General features: G+C 64.3%; 12 protein-coding genes. 3 read left to right on the forward strand and 9 right to left on the reverse strand.

Annotated elements, in window-relative coordinates; all coding sequences use genetic code 11:
* Positions 1-22 precede the first annotated feature (22 nt).
* Complete coding sequence (gene glgX, locus A5788_RS01885; protein WP_049698211.1) at positions 23-2689, forward strand: glycogen debranching protein GlgX; 2667 nt, start codon at positions 23-25, stop codon at positions 2687-2689.
* The gene (gene treY / locus A5788_RS01890; protein WP_049698212.1) at positions 2686-5109 is read left to right on the forward strand and encodes a malto-oligosyltrehalose synthase; all 2424 of its coding nucleotides are present in this window, start codon (positions 2686-2688) and stop codon (positions 5107-5109) included. The genes glgX and treY overlap by 4 nt, the downstream gene beginning before the upstream one ends.
* Here treY and A5788_RS01895 read toward each other — a convergent pair.
* The 9 genes from A5788_RS01895 to A5788_RS01935 form a co-directional block, all read right to left on the reverse strand.
* Positions 5074-6009, reverse strand: a complete 936-nt coding sequence (locus A5788_RS01895; protein WP_064870479.1) for a hypothetical protein — start codon at positions 6007-6009, stop codon at positions 5074-5076. The two genes, treY and A5788_RS01895, sit on opposite strands and share 36 nt — an antisense overlap.
* A gap of 120 nt (positions 6010-6129) precedes the next feature.
* A complete protein-coding gene (locus A5788_RS01900) occupies positions 6130-7302 on the reverse strand; it encodes an MlaD family protein (protein WP_064870478.1) in 1173 nt (390 codons plus the stop codon).
* Positions 7290-8462: an MlaD family protein gene (locus tag A5788_RS01905; RefSeq protein ID WP_414651968.1), complete on the reverse strand. Its 1173-nt coding sequence runs from the start codon at positions 8460-8462 to the stop codon at positions 7290-7292. The genes A5788_RS01900 and A5788_RS01905 overlap by 13 nt, the downstream gene beginning before the upstream one ends.
* 104 nt (positions 8463-8566) lie before the next feature.
* On the reverse strand, positions 8567-9700 hold the full coding sequence (locus A5788_RS01910) for an MCE family protein (RefSeq protein WP_082938076.1): 1134 nt from the start codon (positions 9698-9700) through the stop codon (positions 8567-8569).
* Positions 9694-10674: an MCE family protein gene (locus tag A5788_RS01915; protein ID WP_049698568.1), complete on the reverse strand. Its 981-nt coding sequence runs from the start codon at positions 10672-10674 to the stop codon at positions 9694-9696. Before A5788_RS01915 ends, A5788_RS01910 begins: the two co-directional genes overlap by 7 nt.
* An 8-nt stretch (positions 10675-10682) precedes the next feature.
* The gene (locus A5788_RS01920) at positions 10683-11717 is read right to left on the reverse strand and encodes an MCE family protein (RefSeq protein ID WP_049698215.1); all 1035 of its coding nucleotides are present in this window, start codon (positions 11715-11717) and stop codon (positions 10683-10685) included.
* A complete protein-coding gene (locus tag A5788_RS01925) occupies positions 11714-13063 on the reverse strand; it encodes an MlaD family protein (protein WP_049698216.1) in 1350 nt (449 codons plus the stop codon). Before A5788_RS01925 ends, A5788_RS01920 begins: the two co-directional genes overlap by 4 nt.
* A 10-nt stretch (positions 13064-13073) precedes the next feature.
* Positions 13074-13940: an MlaE family ABC transporter permease gene (locus A5788_RS01930; RefSeq protein WP_049698217.1), complete on the reverse strand. Its 867-nt coding sequence runs from the start codon at positions 13938-13940 to the stop codon at positions 13074-13076.
* 1 nt (position 13941) lies between these two features.
* Positions 13942-14811: an MlaE family ABC transporter permease gene (locus tag A5788_RS01935; protein ID WP_152930027.1), complete on the reverse strand. Its 870-nt coding sequence runs from the start codon at positions 14809-14811 to the stop codon at positions 13942-13944.
* 216 nt (positions 14812-15027) lie between these two features.
* Here A5788_RS01935 and treZ point away from each other — a divergent pair, with 216 nt between their 5' ends.
* Positions 15028-16959 (forward strand): malto-oligosyltrehalose trehalohydrolase, encoded by a 1932-nt coding sequence (gene treZ / locus A5788_RS01940; RefSeq protein ID WP_082938080.1) that lies wholly within the window; start codon positions 15028-15030, stop codon positions 16957-16959.
* Positions 16960-16973: the final 14 nt, after the last annotated feature.

The following is a 16973-nucleotide window of genomic DNA, read 5'->3' on the forward strand; positions in this document are numbered from 1 at the left end:
GCATGACTGCGAAAAGGTGGGCATGACCGTACCGCCGACCGACGACACGGCACCTCACGAGCCGGCACCCGGCACCGATGCCCAGAGCGTCGGACAGACAGCCGACGCGACGACGGCCACTCCCCCGCGTACATCAGAGTCGACGCCGGGATCGCTGCCGCCGGACAGCCCCGAACAGGCTGACGCGCTCGTCGCTCCCGAGCCCGAGCCCATCCCGGTCTGGCCGGGTACGCCATATCCGCTCGGCGCAACGTATGACGGTGTGGGAACCAACTTTTCGCTGTTCTCCGAGGTCGCCGAGGCCGTCGACCTGTGTCTGATCGACAGGGACGGGCACGAGCGTCGCATTCGTCTCGACGAGGTCGACGGCTACTGCTGGCATTGCTATCTGCCGAACATCGGCCCAGGCCAGTTCTACGGATATCGCGTCCACGGCCCCTACGATCCGGCGAGCGGGTTGCGCTGCGACCCGTCGAAGCTGCTGCTCGACCCGTACGGCAAGGCATTTCACGGGGATTTCGACGGCGACGAGTCGTTGTTCTCCTATCCGATGGCGTCGTCCGAGTCCGACGACGATGGTGGTGAACCGCCCGTCGTCCCCGCCGAACAGTCGTTGCGCGCCACCGCCGACCCCGACTCCGACGACTACGAGACCTCGTCGGCCACCACTGCCGGCGCGCACAACCCCACCGCGGACACCGGAGCCTCGGCGTCCGAGGAATCGGCGACCGAGACCGCCAACGGAGACGCGGGCCCGTCGACAGGCGAGGCCGACGACCCCTCAGCTGACGCCGATAACACCGTCGAAGACACCGAGACCCCCGTCGAAGACGCCGACACCACCACCGACGACGCCGAAGTCCTCATCGAAGATGCCGACACGGAGACGATCTCGCCCGCCGAGGACGTGTCGGCCGACCGGTCGCCGTCGATGCCGCAACTCGATTCACTCGGTCACACGATGTTGTCCGTGGTCATCAACCCGTACTTCGACTGGCAGCACGACCGCGCGCCACGACGCCCCTATCACCAGACGGTCATCTACGAAGCGCATGTCAAAGGCATGACCGCGACCCATCCCGACATCCCGGAGCAGTTGCGTGGCACCTATGCCGGCCTTGCCCACCCGGTGATCATCGACCACCTCAAAGAGCTTGGCATCACGGCGATCGAACTCATGCCCGTGCACCAGTTCATGCAGGACTTCGTGCTGCGCGACAAGGGTTTACGCAATTACTGGGGCTACAACACGTTTGGTTTCTTCGCGCCGCACCTCGAGTACGCGTCCAATCCGGATCAGCCCGCCAGTGCCGTCACCGAGTTCAAGGCGATGGTACGTGCGTACCACACCGCAGGCATCGAGGTGATCCTCGACGTGGTCTACAACCACACCGCCGAGGGCAACCACCTCGGTCCGACCGTCTGCTTCCGCGGCATCGACAACGGCGCCTACTACCGACTCGTCGACGGTCAGCCCGAGATGTACATGGACTACACGGGCACCGGCAACAGCCTCAATGGACGCCATCCTCACACGCTGCAGCTCATCATGGACTCGCTGCGCTACTGGGTGCTCGAGATGCACGTCGACGGTTTCCGCTTCGACCTCGCGTCGACGCTCGCCCGCGAACTGCATGACGTCGACCGCCTGTCGGCCTTTTTCGATCTGGTGCAACAGGATCCGGTGGTCAGCCAGGTGAAGCTGATCGCCGAACCGTGGGATATCGGCGAGGGCGGCTATCAGGTCGGCAACTTCCCGCCGCTGTGGACAGAGTGGAACGGCAAGTATCGCGACACCGTGCGCGACTATTGGCGCGGTGAGCCTGCGACGTTGGGAGAGTTCGCCTCTCGGCTCACCGGTTCGTCGGATCTCTACGAGTCCACGGGCCGGCGACCGTCGGCGAGTATCAACTTCGTCATCGCGCACGACGGCTTCACGTTGCGAGACCTGGTGTCGTACAACGAGAAACACAACATGGCCAACGGTGAGGACAACCGTGACGGCGAGAGCCACAACCGGTCATGGAACTGCGGCGTCGAGGGTCCCACCGACGATCCGGAGGTGAACGAGCTCCGCGCGCGCCAACAGCGCAACATCCTCGCGACGATGTTTCTGTCGCAGGGCACCCCGATGCTGGCGCACGGTGATGAGATCGGTCGTACCCAGCAGGGCAACAACAACGTGTACTGCCAGGACTCGCCGCTGGCGTGGATGGATTGGTCTCTCGCCGACAAGAATTCGGACCTTCTCGCGTTCACCCGCAAGGCCATCGACCTGCGCACCAAGCATGCGGTGTTCCGACGTCGACGCTTCTTCGCGGGCAAGCCGATCCGATGGGGGGAGGACATGCTCGACATCGTGTGGCTGACGCCCTCGGGCGAGGCGATGACGACCGCCGACTGGGACAGCGGATTCGGCAAGAGCCTCGCAGTCTTCCTCAACGGCAACGGCATCGCGGAGAAGAACGAACGCGGTGAGGTCATCTCCGACAACAGCTTCATGATCTGCTTCAACGCACACTACGAGGACATCGAGTTCACGTTGGCCTCCGAACGGCTCGGCCACGAGTGGGAGGGCGTCTTGGACACCACACATCCGCAGGGCGACTCCCACATCGAGTCGGCGCCCTGCGGCAGCACGGTCACGATCGGCGCGCGTTCACTCCTCGTCTTGCGCACACTGGCATGACGACAAGCGATCGCCAACGCCCGATCGCCACATACCGGGTACAACTGACACCGGATTTCGACTTCGCCGCCACCATCGGCATCCTGGATCACCTTGTGGCGCTGGGCATCAGCCACATCTATCTGTCACCGATCGGGACCGCCATGCCCGGGTCGACGCACGGCTACGACTGGGTTCCACCACCCCAGGTGTCTGCCACACTCGGTGGCCTCGAGGGGCTCCGCGCACTCCGGATCGCGGCGTCCGAGCATGGCCTGGGAATCATCATCGACATCGTGCCCAACCACACCGGTGTCGCCGAGGTGATGCGCAACCCGTGGTTCGCCGATCTACTCCGGCGCGGCTCCGGATCGCGGTACGCGTCGTACTTCGACGTCGACTTCTCGTCGGAGAACGGTTGCGACGGCAAGATCGCGATCCCCGTGGTCGCCTCCGACGGCGACCTGTCGCCGCTGACCGTCGACTCGCACGGCGTTCTGCGCTATTACGACCACGAATTCCCTACCGCACCAGGAACTCTCGGCGGTAGCGCACAGGATGTGCATGCGCGCCAACACTATCGGCTGGTGCCGTGGGACAGCGGACTCATCGGCTACCGCAGATTCTTCACGGTCAACGAGCTCGCGGGCCTACGCCAAGAAGACCATGAGGTCTATCGCGCAACGCACACCTGGATCAACGAACTCTTCGACGCCGAGCTCATCGACGGCCTACGCGTCGACCATCCCGACGGACTCTGGCAACCGATGGCGTACCTCGACGAGTTGCGAAGCGACATCGGTCCCGACTCACTGCTGTACATCGAGAAGATCCTGGCGGCCGACGAACAACTCGAACCGACCTTGCCCGTCGAGGGGACGACCGGATACGACCAGATGCGGATCATCGACGCGGTGTTCACCGCACCGTCGGGAGTCGTCGAACTCGACGAGATCCACCTGCGCGTCACCGGCGTACCGGGTGACTCGCATTGGCTGCACACACAGGAGCGCGAACGCAAACTGCAGACGCTGCACGACAAGTTCGGCAGCGAACACCGCAGATTGGTCCGCGCGATCACTCACTCTGATCCCGACGCCGATTCGGACGCGGTCGCCGAAGCGACCGCAGAGCTGATCGCGGCACTACCCGTGTACCGCGCCGACTATCCGTCACTGCGTCCCCTACTGATCACCACCGCGACCGAGATAGCCGCGCGCAGAGCAGATCTCGCTGCTGCCATCGATACCGTGATCAGTGCGACAACGCACGACGGTGCCGCGAGTTCTCGGCTTGCACAGACCGGCGGTGCCGTGACGGCCAAGAGTATCGAGGACAGCCTCTTCTACCGGACAGCGCGACTCGTCTCGTCGCTCGAGGTGGGTAGCGACCCCGCCGACCCGACCATGAGCCTGCAGAACTTCCACAACCACAACGCGATTCGTGCGGCGCAATGGCCATTGGCCATGACGGCGACCAGCACGCACGACACCAAACGCGGTGAGGACGTGCGCGCTCGGATCGCGTTGCTCGCCCAGGTACCCGAACGGTGGTCGCTCCTCGTCGACGAGCTCTGGTCGAATTGGCCCCCGCCGGATGACCTCACCGGCTACTTCCTCTTGCAGAACATCATCGGCGTCTGGCCGATCGGTGATCCCCCCGGCAGCGCGACCGTCAGCGACGAACTCCGACAGCGCCTGTACGACTACGCGCGCAAGGCGACGCGGGAGGCCGAACTGCACACATCGTGGACCGACGTCAACGAGGAGTTCGAGGGCCAGATCGAAGCCTGGATCGACGAGATCACCAAAGGTGCTGCAGCCGAGTTGATCTCACGTTTTGTCTCGCGGATCGCCTCGGCGTGGGAGCAAGAGGCGCTCGCACGCAAGGCGATTGCGCTTCTGTGCCCCGGCGTACCGGACATCTACCAGGGCACCGAGTGGTGGGACGACTCGCTCGTCGATCCCGACAACCGCCGCCCCGTCGACTACGACCGTTCGCTCGATCACCCCAAGGCGCGGGTCGTGCGTGCGGCACTCGCGGTACGCGCAGCACGTCCGGCAGCATTTGATCGCGATAGCGGTTACCTACCGCTCTACGCCGACGGGCCGGGCGCCGACCACGCGATCGCGTTCGGACGCGTCGTCGACGAGGTGCCCGAGGTGATCGTCGTGACGGCCCGATTCACCCACAGCCTCATCGACGACGCGGCGCTGACCTTCCTCGACCTACCCTCGGGGACCTGGCGTGATGTGTTGTCGGACAAGGTCTATCGGGGCGTCGCAGACCTCGGGGAACTGCGTGCCGCGAACCCTGTGGCCATCCTGGTACGTGCAGGCGACGGTGACACCTCTGTGGCAACCGGCGCGGCGTCGGCGACTGGGGCCGACGTCGCCGCGGTTGGCTCAGCCGCCGGGAGCAGGAGCAGGGGCGGCGGGTGATGGTGCGGCCGGCGCGGGACTCTGCGAACCGCCCTGCGTATCGGCGGCCGGACCGCTCGCTCCCTGCTGCTGCCCCAAACCGGCCTGTGCCCCACTGAGTTTGGACACCTTCCAGGAACCGTCTTCCTTCACCAGGTTGAGCCAGACGAGCATCAGCTCCTTACCGCCGCTGGGCGCGATCGTGCTCGTGCCGCACACCTCGACGAGCACGGCGGTCGACGCACGATCGGCGTCGAACGACTCGACCGACACCGACTTGACCGTCGGAGTGGCCTTGACGTTGAGATCGCGCAGCGCCTTGGAGCCGTCAGTCTGCTCACGCTCGAGATTCTGTCTGAACTCTCCGGTACTCAGCGGCCCCAGCAGGGTCTTCATGTCGCCGACGGCGTCGGAATTCATCGTGCTGACGAGTTTGACCGTGAAGACCGACGATGCCGACTTCGCATCGTCGAAGGCAGCCAACTTCTGTTGGTCGCGGTAGTAGCCCCAACCGAGCAGTCCGACACCCACGATCAGCGCGACAACCACGATCCCTGCGAGCACCTTGAGAAGTCCCGCGGTGCTGATGGTGACGGAGACCTGGCGAGAACCCTTGCGCTCCTTCTTCTCCGGCTCTGCCGCGTCGCCTGATGCACTGCCCTCGGTCTTCTGAGCGGCAGTCTCCTGAGGGGTCCCGTCGGCGGCTGCGCTGGACCTGCGAGCCGCGGCACGCGCACTCTTCGTCCGAGGAGCCTGCCGCTCGGGGACATCGTCCGACGCTGCGGCATCTACCTTCTCGGCGCGTGTCTTACCGGTGCCGACTTCTTGCGCGTCGTCGGTGTCGACCTTGTCGGTGCTGTTGTCGTCGGAGTCGATCTTGTCGACGTTGTTGTCGTCGGTGCTGTTCTTGTCGGCTGTCATGTGCTTCCAGTTCAGTGTGCTCGCCCGCCCCGGGTGCGGGCGCGATGTGCGGCTTCGCGGGTGGATTCGGCCGTGGTCGTCACGGCGGCCACACCGTCGTATCCCGGCGGTAGACCAGTCCTATCCCAGCGGTACCGTCCGTGCGTTCGGGTCGGCTCCCAGTGCCGGTCCCGCGGTGTCGTCCCCGGGAGGTCGGGGCGCGTTGGCCGAACCTCGGATCTGCTGGTTCTTGTCTTCGGTGACACAGTACAGATTGGTCGGAATCACCGTTTCGAGCACCTTGGTCGGGCGGATCGGGGTGACCGCGTAGTTGCAGTAGGGCCGCGGGAAGATCGACGCCATGACCCACCACGCACCATCGTGGAACATGTCCTGACTGATGTAGGAGGCGTCGCGGATCGACGGCAGCAGGGTCGCCAGAGCGGGTGCGCGCAGTGCGCCCTGACGCGCGATGTCTGCGACCTGTTGGACCACCCCGGTCAACGGATCTCGGATCTGACTCAGTGAGCCGCTCAGGCTGGTGAGCTGGGCGGGTCCCTTGCCGAGCAACGTGTTGAGTTCTCCGTTCGCGGCAACGGCCGAGTTCACCACTGTACTCGCGCCCGACACCGCCGTCCCCAGGTCGGGCTGGACGTTGGCGGTCGTGGCGAGGATCGTACCGGTCTGCTGGATGAGTTTCGTGGTCTCGGGCAGCACCCGACGCAGGTCGGTGAAGACCGTGCCCGCGGCGTCGAAGAACACTCGGAGTTGATTGGTCTGCCCGGCCTCCGGAGTCAGCGCGGTGTCGAGACTCGACACTGTGGCACGGAGTTTCACGGGGTCTATCTGACTGATGACATTCAACGACGACTCGAGCAACGCCGGGAACGGCGCGGTGACGTGCGTCTGATTGACCTCGATCGTGTCGCCGTCGGTGAAATAGGGACCGCTGCTGGTTGTGGGCGTGAAGTCGACGTACTGCTCGCCCGCCGCCGACAAGCCCAATGCCGATACCAGGGAATTCCGGTTGATCTTGACGTCGTCGTCGATGGTGAGGTTGGCCTGCACCGACTGCGGTTGCACCCGAAGCGACTCGACCTTCCCGATGTTGACGCCGCGGAGCGTCACACGTGAACTGTCCTGTAGTCCACCGGAAATCGGGAAGTTGACCGTGAGGTGGTAGGAGCCCTGCCAGGGGCGCCAACTCAGCGCACCGAACCCGATGTAGGCGAGGCCGACCAGCATGACGACGACCAGCCCGATGTTGCCGAGCAGACTCGAGTGCTTTCGCAACCAGGTGATCATCCGCAGCATCCCTTCGTGCCGCTCAGTTGCGCAAGAACCCGGGTCAGCGTCTGCTCGAGCGACTGCCCACCAGCCTGGAGGTCTTGCAGTTCGGGCAGTCGGCTGGCCGAATCGAACCCGAATCCCGTTGTGAGCCAGTACAACTTTGCTGAACTCGCAACAGAATTGCCTCGAATTGTCTTGGCGAACTTCGGCGTCAGCTCACCCAGATTGCGCGACACCGGCCCGAGAATCGGTGGTATGTCGCGCAATTCGGCGGTCAGGGTTCGCAAACTCCCGACCAGCGAGACGAAGCTGTCGGAATTGCTGCCGAGGAAGTCATTCGTCGCATCGGTGACGCTGTTCGTCTTGTCGAGCGTCGACAAGATCAAGTTCATCTGGTCGTCGATGGTGTCGATCGCCGGGCCGAGCTTGTTGATGGCCGCCATGATCTGCGGTCGACCCGCGGCGAGATCCGCGGTCAGTACGGAGGTGTTGCGGAACGAACGGTCGACCTCGGCGGAGTTGGCGTTCAGTCTGCTGATCGCGGTGGTGAATTCCTTGATGGCGCCCTGCAGATTGCCGGGGCTGCTCGGTCCGCCCGCCACGGCAGCGCTCAGCTCGGTGACGATCTGCTGCAACGACCCCAGCGATCCCCCGTCGACCACTGCGGCCGCGGAGACGAGGATGTCCTCGACGGTCGCCGCAGCCGACGTCGGGCCGGTGAGCACCGTGCCGTCGGCAACAGAGGGACCCGATGCGTTCGCCGGAGGCATGAGAGCGACGAAGACATCACCGAGGGGCGTCGCCTGTCGCAGTTGTGCCCCGGTACCCGCGGGGATCTGCGCGTCGCCTGCGACCTTCATCTGCACGATCGCGGTGTAGTCGCGCACCGCGATGTCGCTGACCTCACCGACGTCGGTGCCGTTCAGTTTCACCTTCGCGCGGGTCGGCAGGTTCAATGCGTTGTCGAAGTGCGCGATGAGCGTCTTGCCGTCGCCGATCCCACCGGGAGCAGGTAGCGGGAGCTGTTCGACGGTGAGGCCGGGCATCGCACTGCAGCCGCACAGTCCGACGGTCGCCGCGACGATCAGCGTGAGGATCGCCGGGACACCACGACGCGCGTCGCGGCGTCGGCGCATTCCGTGCGTCCGACCCGACGGCGTTTGACCCATCTGCGTCCGACCCATCTGCATCCGAGTCATCCGGGTCCGACGCAGCGGCCACAGATGTTCCGCGATCGCGGCGCGCGAGATGGGCGATCGCGGTCTGCCCAGCGTGATCGTGTACTGCCTCATTTGCTCATCTCCAGCAGACTCGAGAACACACCGAGGTCTGGCCCGAAATCCTTGAGCTGACCGGTTCGGCAGCCGTTCTTCTGCAGGTTGATCGACTGGCAGAATTGGTTGAGCGCCTCACCGTCGATCAGCGACTTGTCAAGGAGCACCTGCAAGCGCCACGCGCGTTGCTCCGGCGACACGGTGTTGGCCAGGTTCTGGAACAGCAGCGGCGCGACGTCGACCGTCTCGACCACCTGACGCGAGTAATCGCTCAGATTGCGCACCAGCGCGCTCAGTCTGCCCGTCGAGTCGCTGATGGTCGTCGAGTTGTTGCCGAGGAACTGCGACGTGTTGAGCAACGTCTGATTGAGATCGTCGAGTGTCGCCGTCAGCCCAGGAGCTTGTTGCCCGAGCATTGACGCCACCTGAGTGATCGACGACGAGAACTGCTTCATCTTCGGGTAATTCGCGGTCAACGCGCCGGTGAGCTTCTGCGTGTTCTTGATGATCTGCGTGAGCTGATCTCCGTTGCCTGCGAAGACGTCTGTCGCAGAACCGAGTTGGTTGATGGCCTCGCGGATACGTTCGCCGTTTCCCGACGTCGTTCCCGACGTGATGTCGACCAGATCTGCGATCGGCCCTTCGCCTGCCGTGTCGGTACTCAACGACGACACCAGACGATCGACGGCGTCGAAGAGATCACCGACAGCTACCGGACTACGCCCCTCGTTCTTGAGGACCGCGCCGTCTGTCAGTTTCGGCCCACCGGAGTACGTCGGCGTCAACTCGATATGGCGCGTGGTGACGATCGAGGTGTTCACGATCGCAGGCGTCGCGTCGACCGGGACGGGGATGTTCTTGTCGATGCTGAAGGTCACCTTGACGCGATTGCCTTCTTGCTCAACGGAAGTCACCTGTCCGACTGGCATTCCGAGGACCGCGACGTCGTTGTCCTTGTACAGACCTGCGACGTTGGCGAAGTAGGCGGTCACCTGGATCTGCGACCCGACGGCCACCTTCCAACTGGCCGGGACCAGTGAGCACCCGGAGAGAAGCGCGACAACCAGGACGGTCAGCGCGACGATGATCGTCGGCCTGCGCCAGCGCGGATGCGTGTTCACGTGTCGACTCGTTCCCATGCTCAGCACCCATCCACCACACGCGCGGTACACAGCCAGTTGTCGGGGAAGAGACCCCATGGGAGATATCCCCTGGAATGCGGGCCGTCGGCCATGATGTTGTTCAGCACGCGCGTGGTGACCGGGAGTATCTGCAAGAGCTTGCGCAGATTCTCCTGGTTTTTCTGGAGGCCCTGGCTGATCGTGTTGAGGTTGGCCAGGATCGGCGCGAAGCTGTCGCCGTTCTCGGCGGCGACAGCTCGCGTCTGATCGGTCAGCGCCGCAACGCCGTCGAGCAGTTTGGTCACCAAGGCCTCACGCGCGACGATCTTCTGAGCGAGTTGCCCGCCCTGACCGACGATGACCGCCAATTGCGTCTGGGTGTCGTTCACCACCGTGGTGACGGTGTTCGTGTCGGCGAGCAGTTGGGTGATCTGGTCTTTGCGGTTGGTGATGATCTTCGACATCTCGACCAGCGAGTCGATCGTCGGGCGAGCAAGTGCCGGCGCGTCGGAGAGCTGCGCATTGAGCGTCGTGATGCTCTGCGCCAACGCCTTGTCGTCGACACCGGCGATCACCGGGGTGCCCACTTCGAGGGTCTTCTGCAGGTCGTAGGGCACAGCGGTCTTGGCGATCCGACCGTCGGGCGCAGGTTGCGACGAATTGCCCAGTGACACATCGACGTAGCGCTGACCGAGCAGCGTCGACATCTTGATTTCGGCCGAGCCGTTTGACGTGACATCGACCTCGCGATCGACCTTCATGGTGACCTTGACGTGGTCACGCTCGAGCGAGGTGTCGGCCACCTCTCCGACGTCGATTCCCGCGACGCGCACCTTGTCGCCCGGCCGGATACCTCCCGCCTGCGCGAAATCGGCTGTGTACGACTTCTTTCCGATGTGCGCCTGCCCGATTCCCGTGACCAGCAGAATGAGCGCCACGATCACGGCGGCGCCGATGACGCCGTACCACGTACGACGGTGCCGGCGGAAGCTCCTTCGCATGCGCCCACTCATTGGCACACCGGTGAGTGTTTGGTGCCGCCGATTTTGTTGAGGATTCCCGGCGGGAGTAGGACATTGCCGATCGAGATGTCGAGATCGCATGCGTACACGTTCAGGTACGCCCCCTCCTGCATGGCCTTCGAGAGAAGAGCGAGGAACTTGGGCAGATCGATCACGGTCTGGTCGAGCGCCGCTCCCGCTGAGATCAGCCCATTCGTCGCGTACCTGGTGTTGTTCGCGGCCGCGGCCAGGTCGGTGCGTGACCGACCGAGAACATCGGCGAATCCTGCTGCGGTGCGCCCGACCTGGTCGACGGACTTGCCCAGCGCTGCCGAGTTCGCGTTGAGTTTCTCGATGAGCGACGCGACGCTGGTCACGACCCCGGTGAGCTGACTCTTCTGTACCGAGAGGTCGCGCATCACGCCGCTGAGGTTGTCGATGATCGCTCCGATCACGACGTCGCGGTTGGCCATGTCAGAGGCAAGTTTGCTGATCTGCGCAACGGTGGTGTTCAACGACACGGTGTCGCCCTGGAACGCCTGCACCAAGCCGTTCGACAGTGCGTTGACCTGCTCGGGCTGCAGCGTGTCGAACACCGGCTGGAATCCGGCCAACAACTTCGTGACGTCGAACGAATCCTGCGATGGCTGCTGCAACGTCGATCCGGGAGACAACGGCGCTTCGGACGCGGCGTCGGTGCGCGACAGCGCGAGGTAGCGCTGTCCGACGAGGTTCTGGTATCGAATTGCCGCCTGCGTGGTGGTGAACACCGGCTGGTCCTGTTGCACCTCGAACGTCACCTTGGCGCGTCCGTGGTCGAGATCGATCGACTGGACGCGTCCGACGCGAACCCCGGCCATACGCACGTCGTCGCCGGCGAGGAGCCCCGACGTGTCGTTGAAATAGGCCGAGAAATCCCGTGTCGGGCCCGGCACGGAACGCTCGAGCGTCGAATAGATGATGTAGGTCAACAATAGCGCGACCAGCGCGAAAATGGTGAAGCCTATCAACGGCTTTCGGATCGATCCCTCAACCGCGCTCATCGTCCTCCCCCAGTGCCGTTGCCGTCGCCGTCTCGTTCGAGTGACACCGACTGCACGAGCGGGCCGAGCATCAACGTGTCAGCCGCGCGCGGCGCGCGGTCGAGTGCCGTCGTCAGCGTCCGGTTGTCAGCGCTGGTCGTGACCGCACCCGCCGACGACCGGTCGGCATTCGATCCCTGCTGGTTCGACCCCTGCTGGTTCGATGCAGGCGCGACGAGCAGCGGTCCGGAACTGGTGGGGCCGGTACCTGTTCCCGGTCCGACGCATCCCGGACCACGCGCCTGGCCGTACGGCCCACCGTTGTAGACCGGGCAGTTGGCACGTGAGTAGTGCTGCAGCGCACCGAAACTGATGCCGATGTTGACCTGCACGAGGCCGTTGAGTCCGGTGAACACAGTGACCGCCTTGGCGGCCAGTTGATTCAGCGCGGTGAGCGCCTGCGGAAGCGAGTTCGGCTCGAGTGTCACCGCGCCGATCATCGTGTCCAAATCGGGAACCAACCGCTTGGCCACGTCGCCGTTGCGCGCGAACAGGGTCTGCGCCTGGTCGAGCGTGCCCGACGCCGCGGTGAGGAGCGCGGTGAGGTCACGTTGATGTGATGCGATGGTCATCGCGGGGATGATGCTGCGGCCCAGAGTATTCAGCAATTCGGGCGCCGACTTCGCCAGTCCGAGTACCGAATCGTTGAAGTTGTCGAACCCGGAGGGCGCCCCCGTGGGGAACTGCGCGTTGATGGATTCGAAATATGTCTTGAGTTCGCCGGAGAACATCCCGAACACCGCGCCACCGCCGCGAAGTGCGTCCGCGATGGTGCCGAGCACGGCCGCCAATTGTTCGGGAGGCACAGCCGTCAGCAGCGTCTGCAGATCGTTCTGCGCGTCCTGCAGTTTGATCGTCGCAAGTGACCGGTCGGCTGGAATGGTCGCGCCGTCGGAAAGACGTTCTTGTGCTGGTTGTTCCGGGGCGACGAACTCCACCGAGTTCACGCCGAACAGATTCGACGGCACGGTCCGCGCCGTCACATTGGCCGGAATCCCTTCGGCCTGTGCGGGATCGAGGTCGATGTCGACGACCTTGATCTGTTTGCCCCCCGCCCCCGTCTCGGTGGAGAGCTGCATGGTCTTGACCTCGCCGACGATCAGGCCGTTGTACCGAACGTCCGCGCTGTCGACGAGCCCGTCGCCGATGTCCTCCATCTCGGCGTGCACCCCGACGACCGAGTCGAACGCACCCTGATATCGCATGAACAGGACGACGAACATGATGGCGAGCACGACCACGAAGATCAGTCCGCGCAGGATGTACTGGCGTAGCGACGGGTTGCGTCCGTCGGTGGCGATGTTCATCGGTCTCCCCTCATCCCGATATCCGAACGCCCGACGACATGCCCCAGAAGACGAGCGTCATGATGAGGTTCGCGAAGACGATGACGATGATCGCGAGACGGATCGCGTGGCCCGCCGCAACGCCGACTCCCTCGGGTCCGCCCGACGCGAAATACCCGTAGTAGCACTGGATGAAGGTGGTCAGCAGCACGAAGATGATCACCTTGACGAACGAGAAGAACACGTCCTGCGAGCGGATGAACGAGTCGAAATAGGAGAGGTAGTCACCTGCCCCCTTGCCGCTCTGGAGCTGGAACATGACTTGGCACGCAATGTAGTTCGCGGCCAACGACACCGAGTAGAGCGGCACGATCGCGATCACGGCCGCGAGCATGCGCGTGGTCACGAGATACGGCATCGGCCGAATCGCGATCGACTCGAGGGCGTCGATCTCCTCACTGATCCGCATCGACCCCAGCTGTGCGGTGAACCGACATCCCGACTGCGCGGTGAACGCCGTAGCGGCGAGTAGTGGTCCTATCTCGCGGGTCGTCGCGAAGGCCGAGAGTCCGCCGGTCACCGGTGCCATGCCGAGCAGATTCAGCGCGGTGTAGCCCTCGATACCGACCGTCGCGCCACCCATGACACCGAGGATGAGCATCACCCCGACGGTTCCACCGCCGACGACGATCGCCCCATTGCCCCATGCGACGTCGGAGAGCAGACGCCACACTTCTTTGCGGTAGTGGACGAAGGTCAGCGGCACCGCACCGATCGACCGCACGAGGAACGTGACGAGATGCCCCATCCGGGCGAGCGCGTCGCGGGGTGCGGTGACGACCACCTTGCCCGCGTTGAGCGGACGCAGAACCGGTGCCACATACCGTGATGCAGTCACCTCACACCACCTTTGTCGGGACGAGGAGAGCGAACATCTGCGTGAGAATGACGTTCACCGTGAACAAGAGGAGGACCGAGTTGACGACGGCGGCGTTGACCGAATTCGCCACTCCCGCAGGCCCACCCTTGGTCGACAACCCGCGGTCGCACGCGACGATTGCCACGATCGCCCCGAATATGACCGACTTGATGAGCGCGAACGAGAGGTCGGAGACAGAGGCGAACGATGCGAAGGTTCCGGTATAGCTACCGGGTGTGCCGCCCTGGAAGTACACGTTGAACACGTAGCCGGTGATGAAGCCGACGAAGCACACGAAGCCGCACAGCAGGAAACTCACGACCATCGTCGCGAGGAGTCGCGGCGAGATGAGTCGTTCGATCGGGTTGACGCCCATCACCTTCATCGCATCGATCTCGTCGCGGATCGTCCGCGAGCCGAGGTCGGCGGCGATGGCAGAGCCGACGGCGCCCGCGAGCAATAGCGACGTCACCAGCGGTGCACCCTGGCGAATCACGCCCAGACCGGTTGCCGCGCCGGAGAACGACGTTGCTCCGATCTGTCCGGCGATGTTGCTCACCTGGATCGACACGATGACGCCGATCGGGATCGCGACGAGCAGCGTCGGCAAGACGGACGTGCTGGCCATGAACGCGCACTGACGGATGAACTCCGCGAACGGAAACCGCCTCTTGGCTATGTCGACGAAGAGGGTCCGGAACACCTCGACGAAAAGACCGAGTTGCCGCCCGAACGTGTCGAACGAGGCCACGACATGCTCGCGAAACCACACGGCAGCGCCATTATGACGGGACCTGATGGTCACGCCACGGTCTGGCGCCGTACTCTCCTGCTCCGCGGTTTCACTCATGCCCGACTCTCGATGACAACCACCCCTGCCCGTGCTGTGCGCACCTCCGGTGTCGCGTATGCCGGAGATCATGCCACTGTTGGCACCGCGCCAACAAGCTGTTTATCTTTACCGAACTAACTGCGCGGTAATATACATCGCCCGACCGACGGCATGTGCGATGGGTCACATGGCGGCGAGTCGGCGCTCACGCGCCAGCGGATCTACGGTTGGGCCATGGAGACCACCCCCGGACCCCGCAGCCCTCGCGACGCAGACACCATAGCGACAGGCGCCTCGAGGTCGGAGGAAAACGTTCACAGGAGTTCGCCACAGAGACGGTTCGACCCACCCCGTCTCATCGACGATGTCGAGGTGTGGGCCCCTGCCGCGAGTTCGGTCATTCTCGTGACCGACACACCGGACGCCGACGGCAGTCCGATGACGCCCGTGACCGACGCACCGGGCTGGTGGCGGGTCGACACTGTCGGCGGCGCGGGTTCCGGTGCGGCTTCGCAATCAGGTTCGGAGCCGCAGCGCCGCTACGGCTTCAGAATTTTCCGCGACGCCGCGACTTCGGACGACTCGAGCGCCGACGCCCCGGTGCGTCCGGACCCCAGGTCTGTCCGCCAGCCCGACGGCGTGCACGGTATGTCGGCGTTGCACGTCGTGGACGAATCGATCTGGACCGACGACGAGTGGCACGGACGGTCGGTTCTCGGCGCGATCATCTACGAGCTCCACGTCGGGACGTTCACTCCCGCAGGCACACTCGACTCGGCCATCGACAAACTCGACCACCTCATCGACCTCGGCGTCGACTTCGTCGAACTCATGCCGGTCAATGCGTTCAACGGCGACGTCGGATGGGGATACGACGGCGTCGACTGGTTCGCCGTCCAGGAATCCTACGGTGGCCCCGACGCGCTCGTGCGGTTCGTCGACGCATGCCATGCGCGCGGGATCGGAGTCGTTCTCGACGTCGTCTACAACCATCTCGGGCCGTCGGGAAACTATCTGCCGGAGTACGGGCCGTACCTCAGCGACGGCGCCACCTCGTGGGGCGCCGGACTCAACCTGGCCGGACCGGACTCCGACACCGTGCGCGACTACATCGTCTCCAACGCACTGCGGTGGCTACGCGACTTCCACATCGACGCACTGCGACTCGACGCCGTCCACGCCCTCAACGATCACCGGGCGGTACACATCCTCGAGGAGCTTGCCACCGAAACAGATTCTCTCGCAGCAGAACTCGGCAGACCGCTCTCACTCATCGCCGAGAGCGACCTCAACGACCCCCGTCTGGTCACACCGCGTGATCGTGGCGGCTTCGGGCTGACGGCGCAGTGGGACGACGACATCCACCACGCGATCCACACACTCATATCCGGGGAGCGGCAAGGCTACTACGCCGACTTCGGCAGCTACGACGCGCTGGCAAAGGTGTTGCGGGGCGGCTTCTTTCACGACGGCACCTATTCGTCGTTTCGACGTCGACACCACGGCAGGCCGATACCGACCGACGAGATCGCGGCAGCGACCCTGCTCGCCTACACCTGCAACCACGACCAGATCGGCAACCGCGCCATCGGCGACCGACCGTCGGCCTACCTCGATCCCGGCCAACTCGCCATCAAAGCGGCACTGGTGCTCCTCTCCCCGTTCACCCCCATGCTGTTCATGGGTGAGGAGTGGGCAGCCAGTACCCCGTTCCAGTTCTTCACCTCGCACCCCGAGCCCGAGCTCGGCCGCGCAACCGCCGAGGGACGCAAGGCCGAATTCGCCGAGCACGGTTGGGACAGCGCCGAGATCCCCGATCCGCAATCGCCACAGACGTTTGCCGACTCGAAGCTCGACTGGAGCGAGCCCCGCACCGGAGTCCACGCGCGGGTGCTGGAGTTCTATCGAGCACTCATCGAGCTGCGCAAGACCCGAAACGCGTTCGCCGACAAGTCATTTGCCTCACTCGACGTCGAGTACGACGAGCAGGCCGGCTGGTTCGCGATGCACCGTGGCGACCAGAGCGTTGTCGCGGTGATCGGCGCAGAGCCGACCGACGTGCCGATCCGGCTCGAACCGGCGCTGAGCTGGTCCGACGTCGACATCACCGACGACGGTCTGCACAGCCCCGGCCACAACGTGGTCGTCGGCACCAGAGTTCGGTGACGGCCACGTCAGCC

This window comes from Gordonia sp. 852002-50816_SCH5313054-c, assembly GCF_001665925.1.
GTDB lineage: Bacteria > Actinomycetota > Actinomycetes > Mycobacteriales > Mycobacteriaceae > Gordonia > Gordonia jacobaea.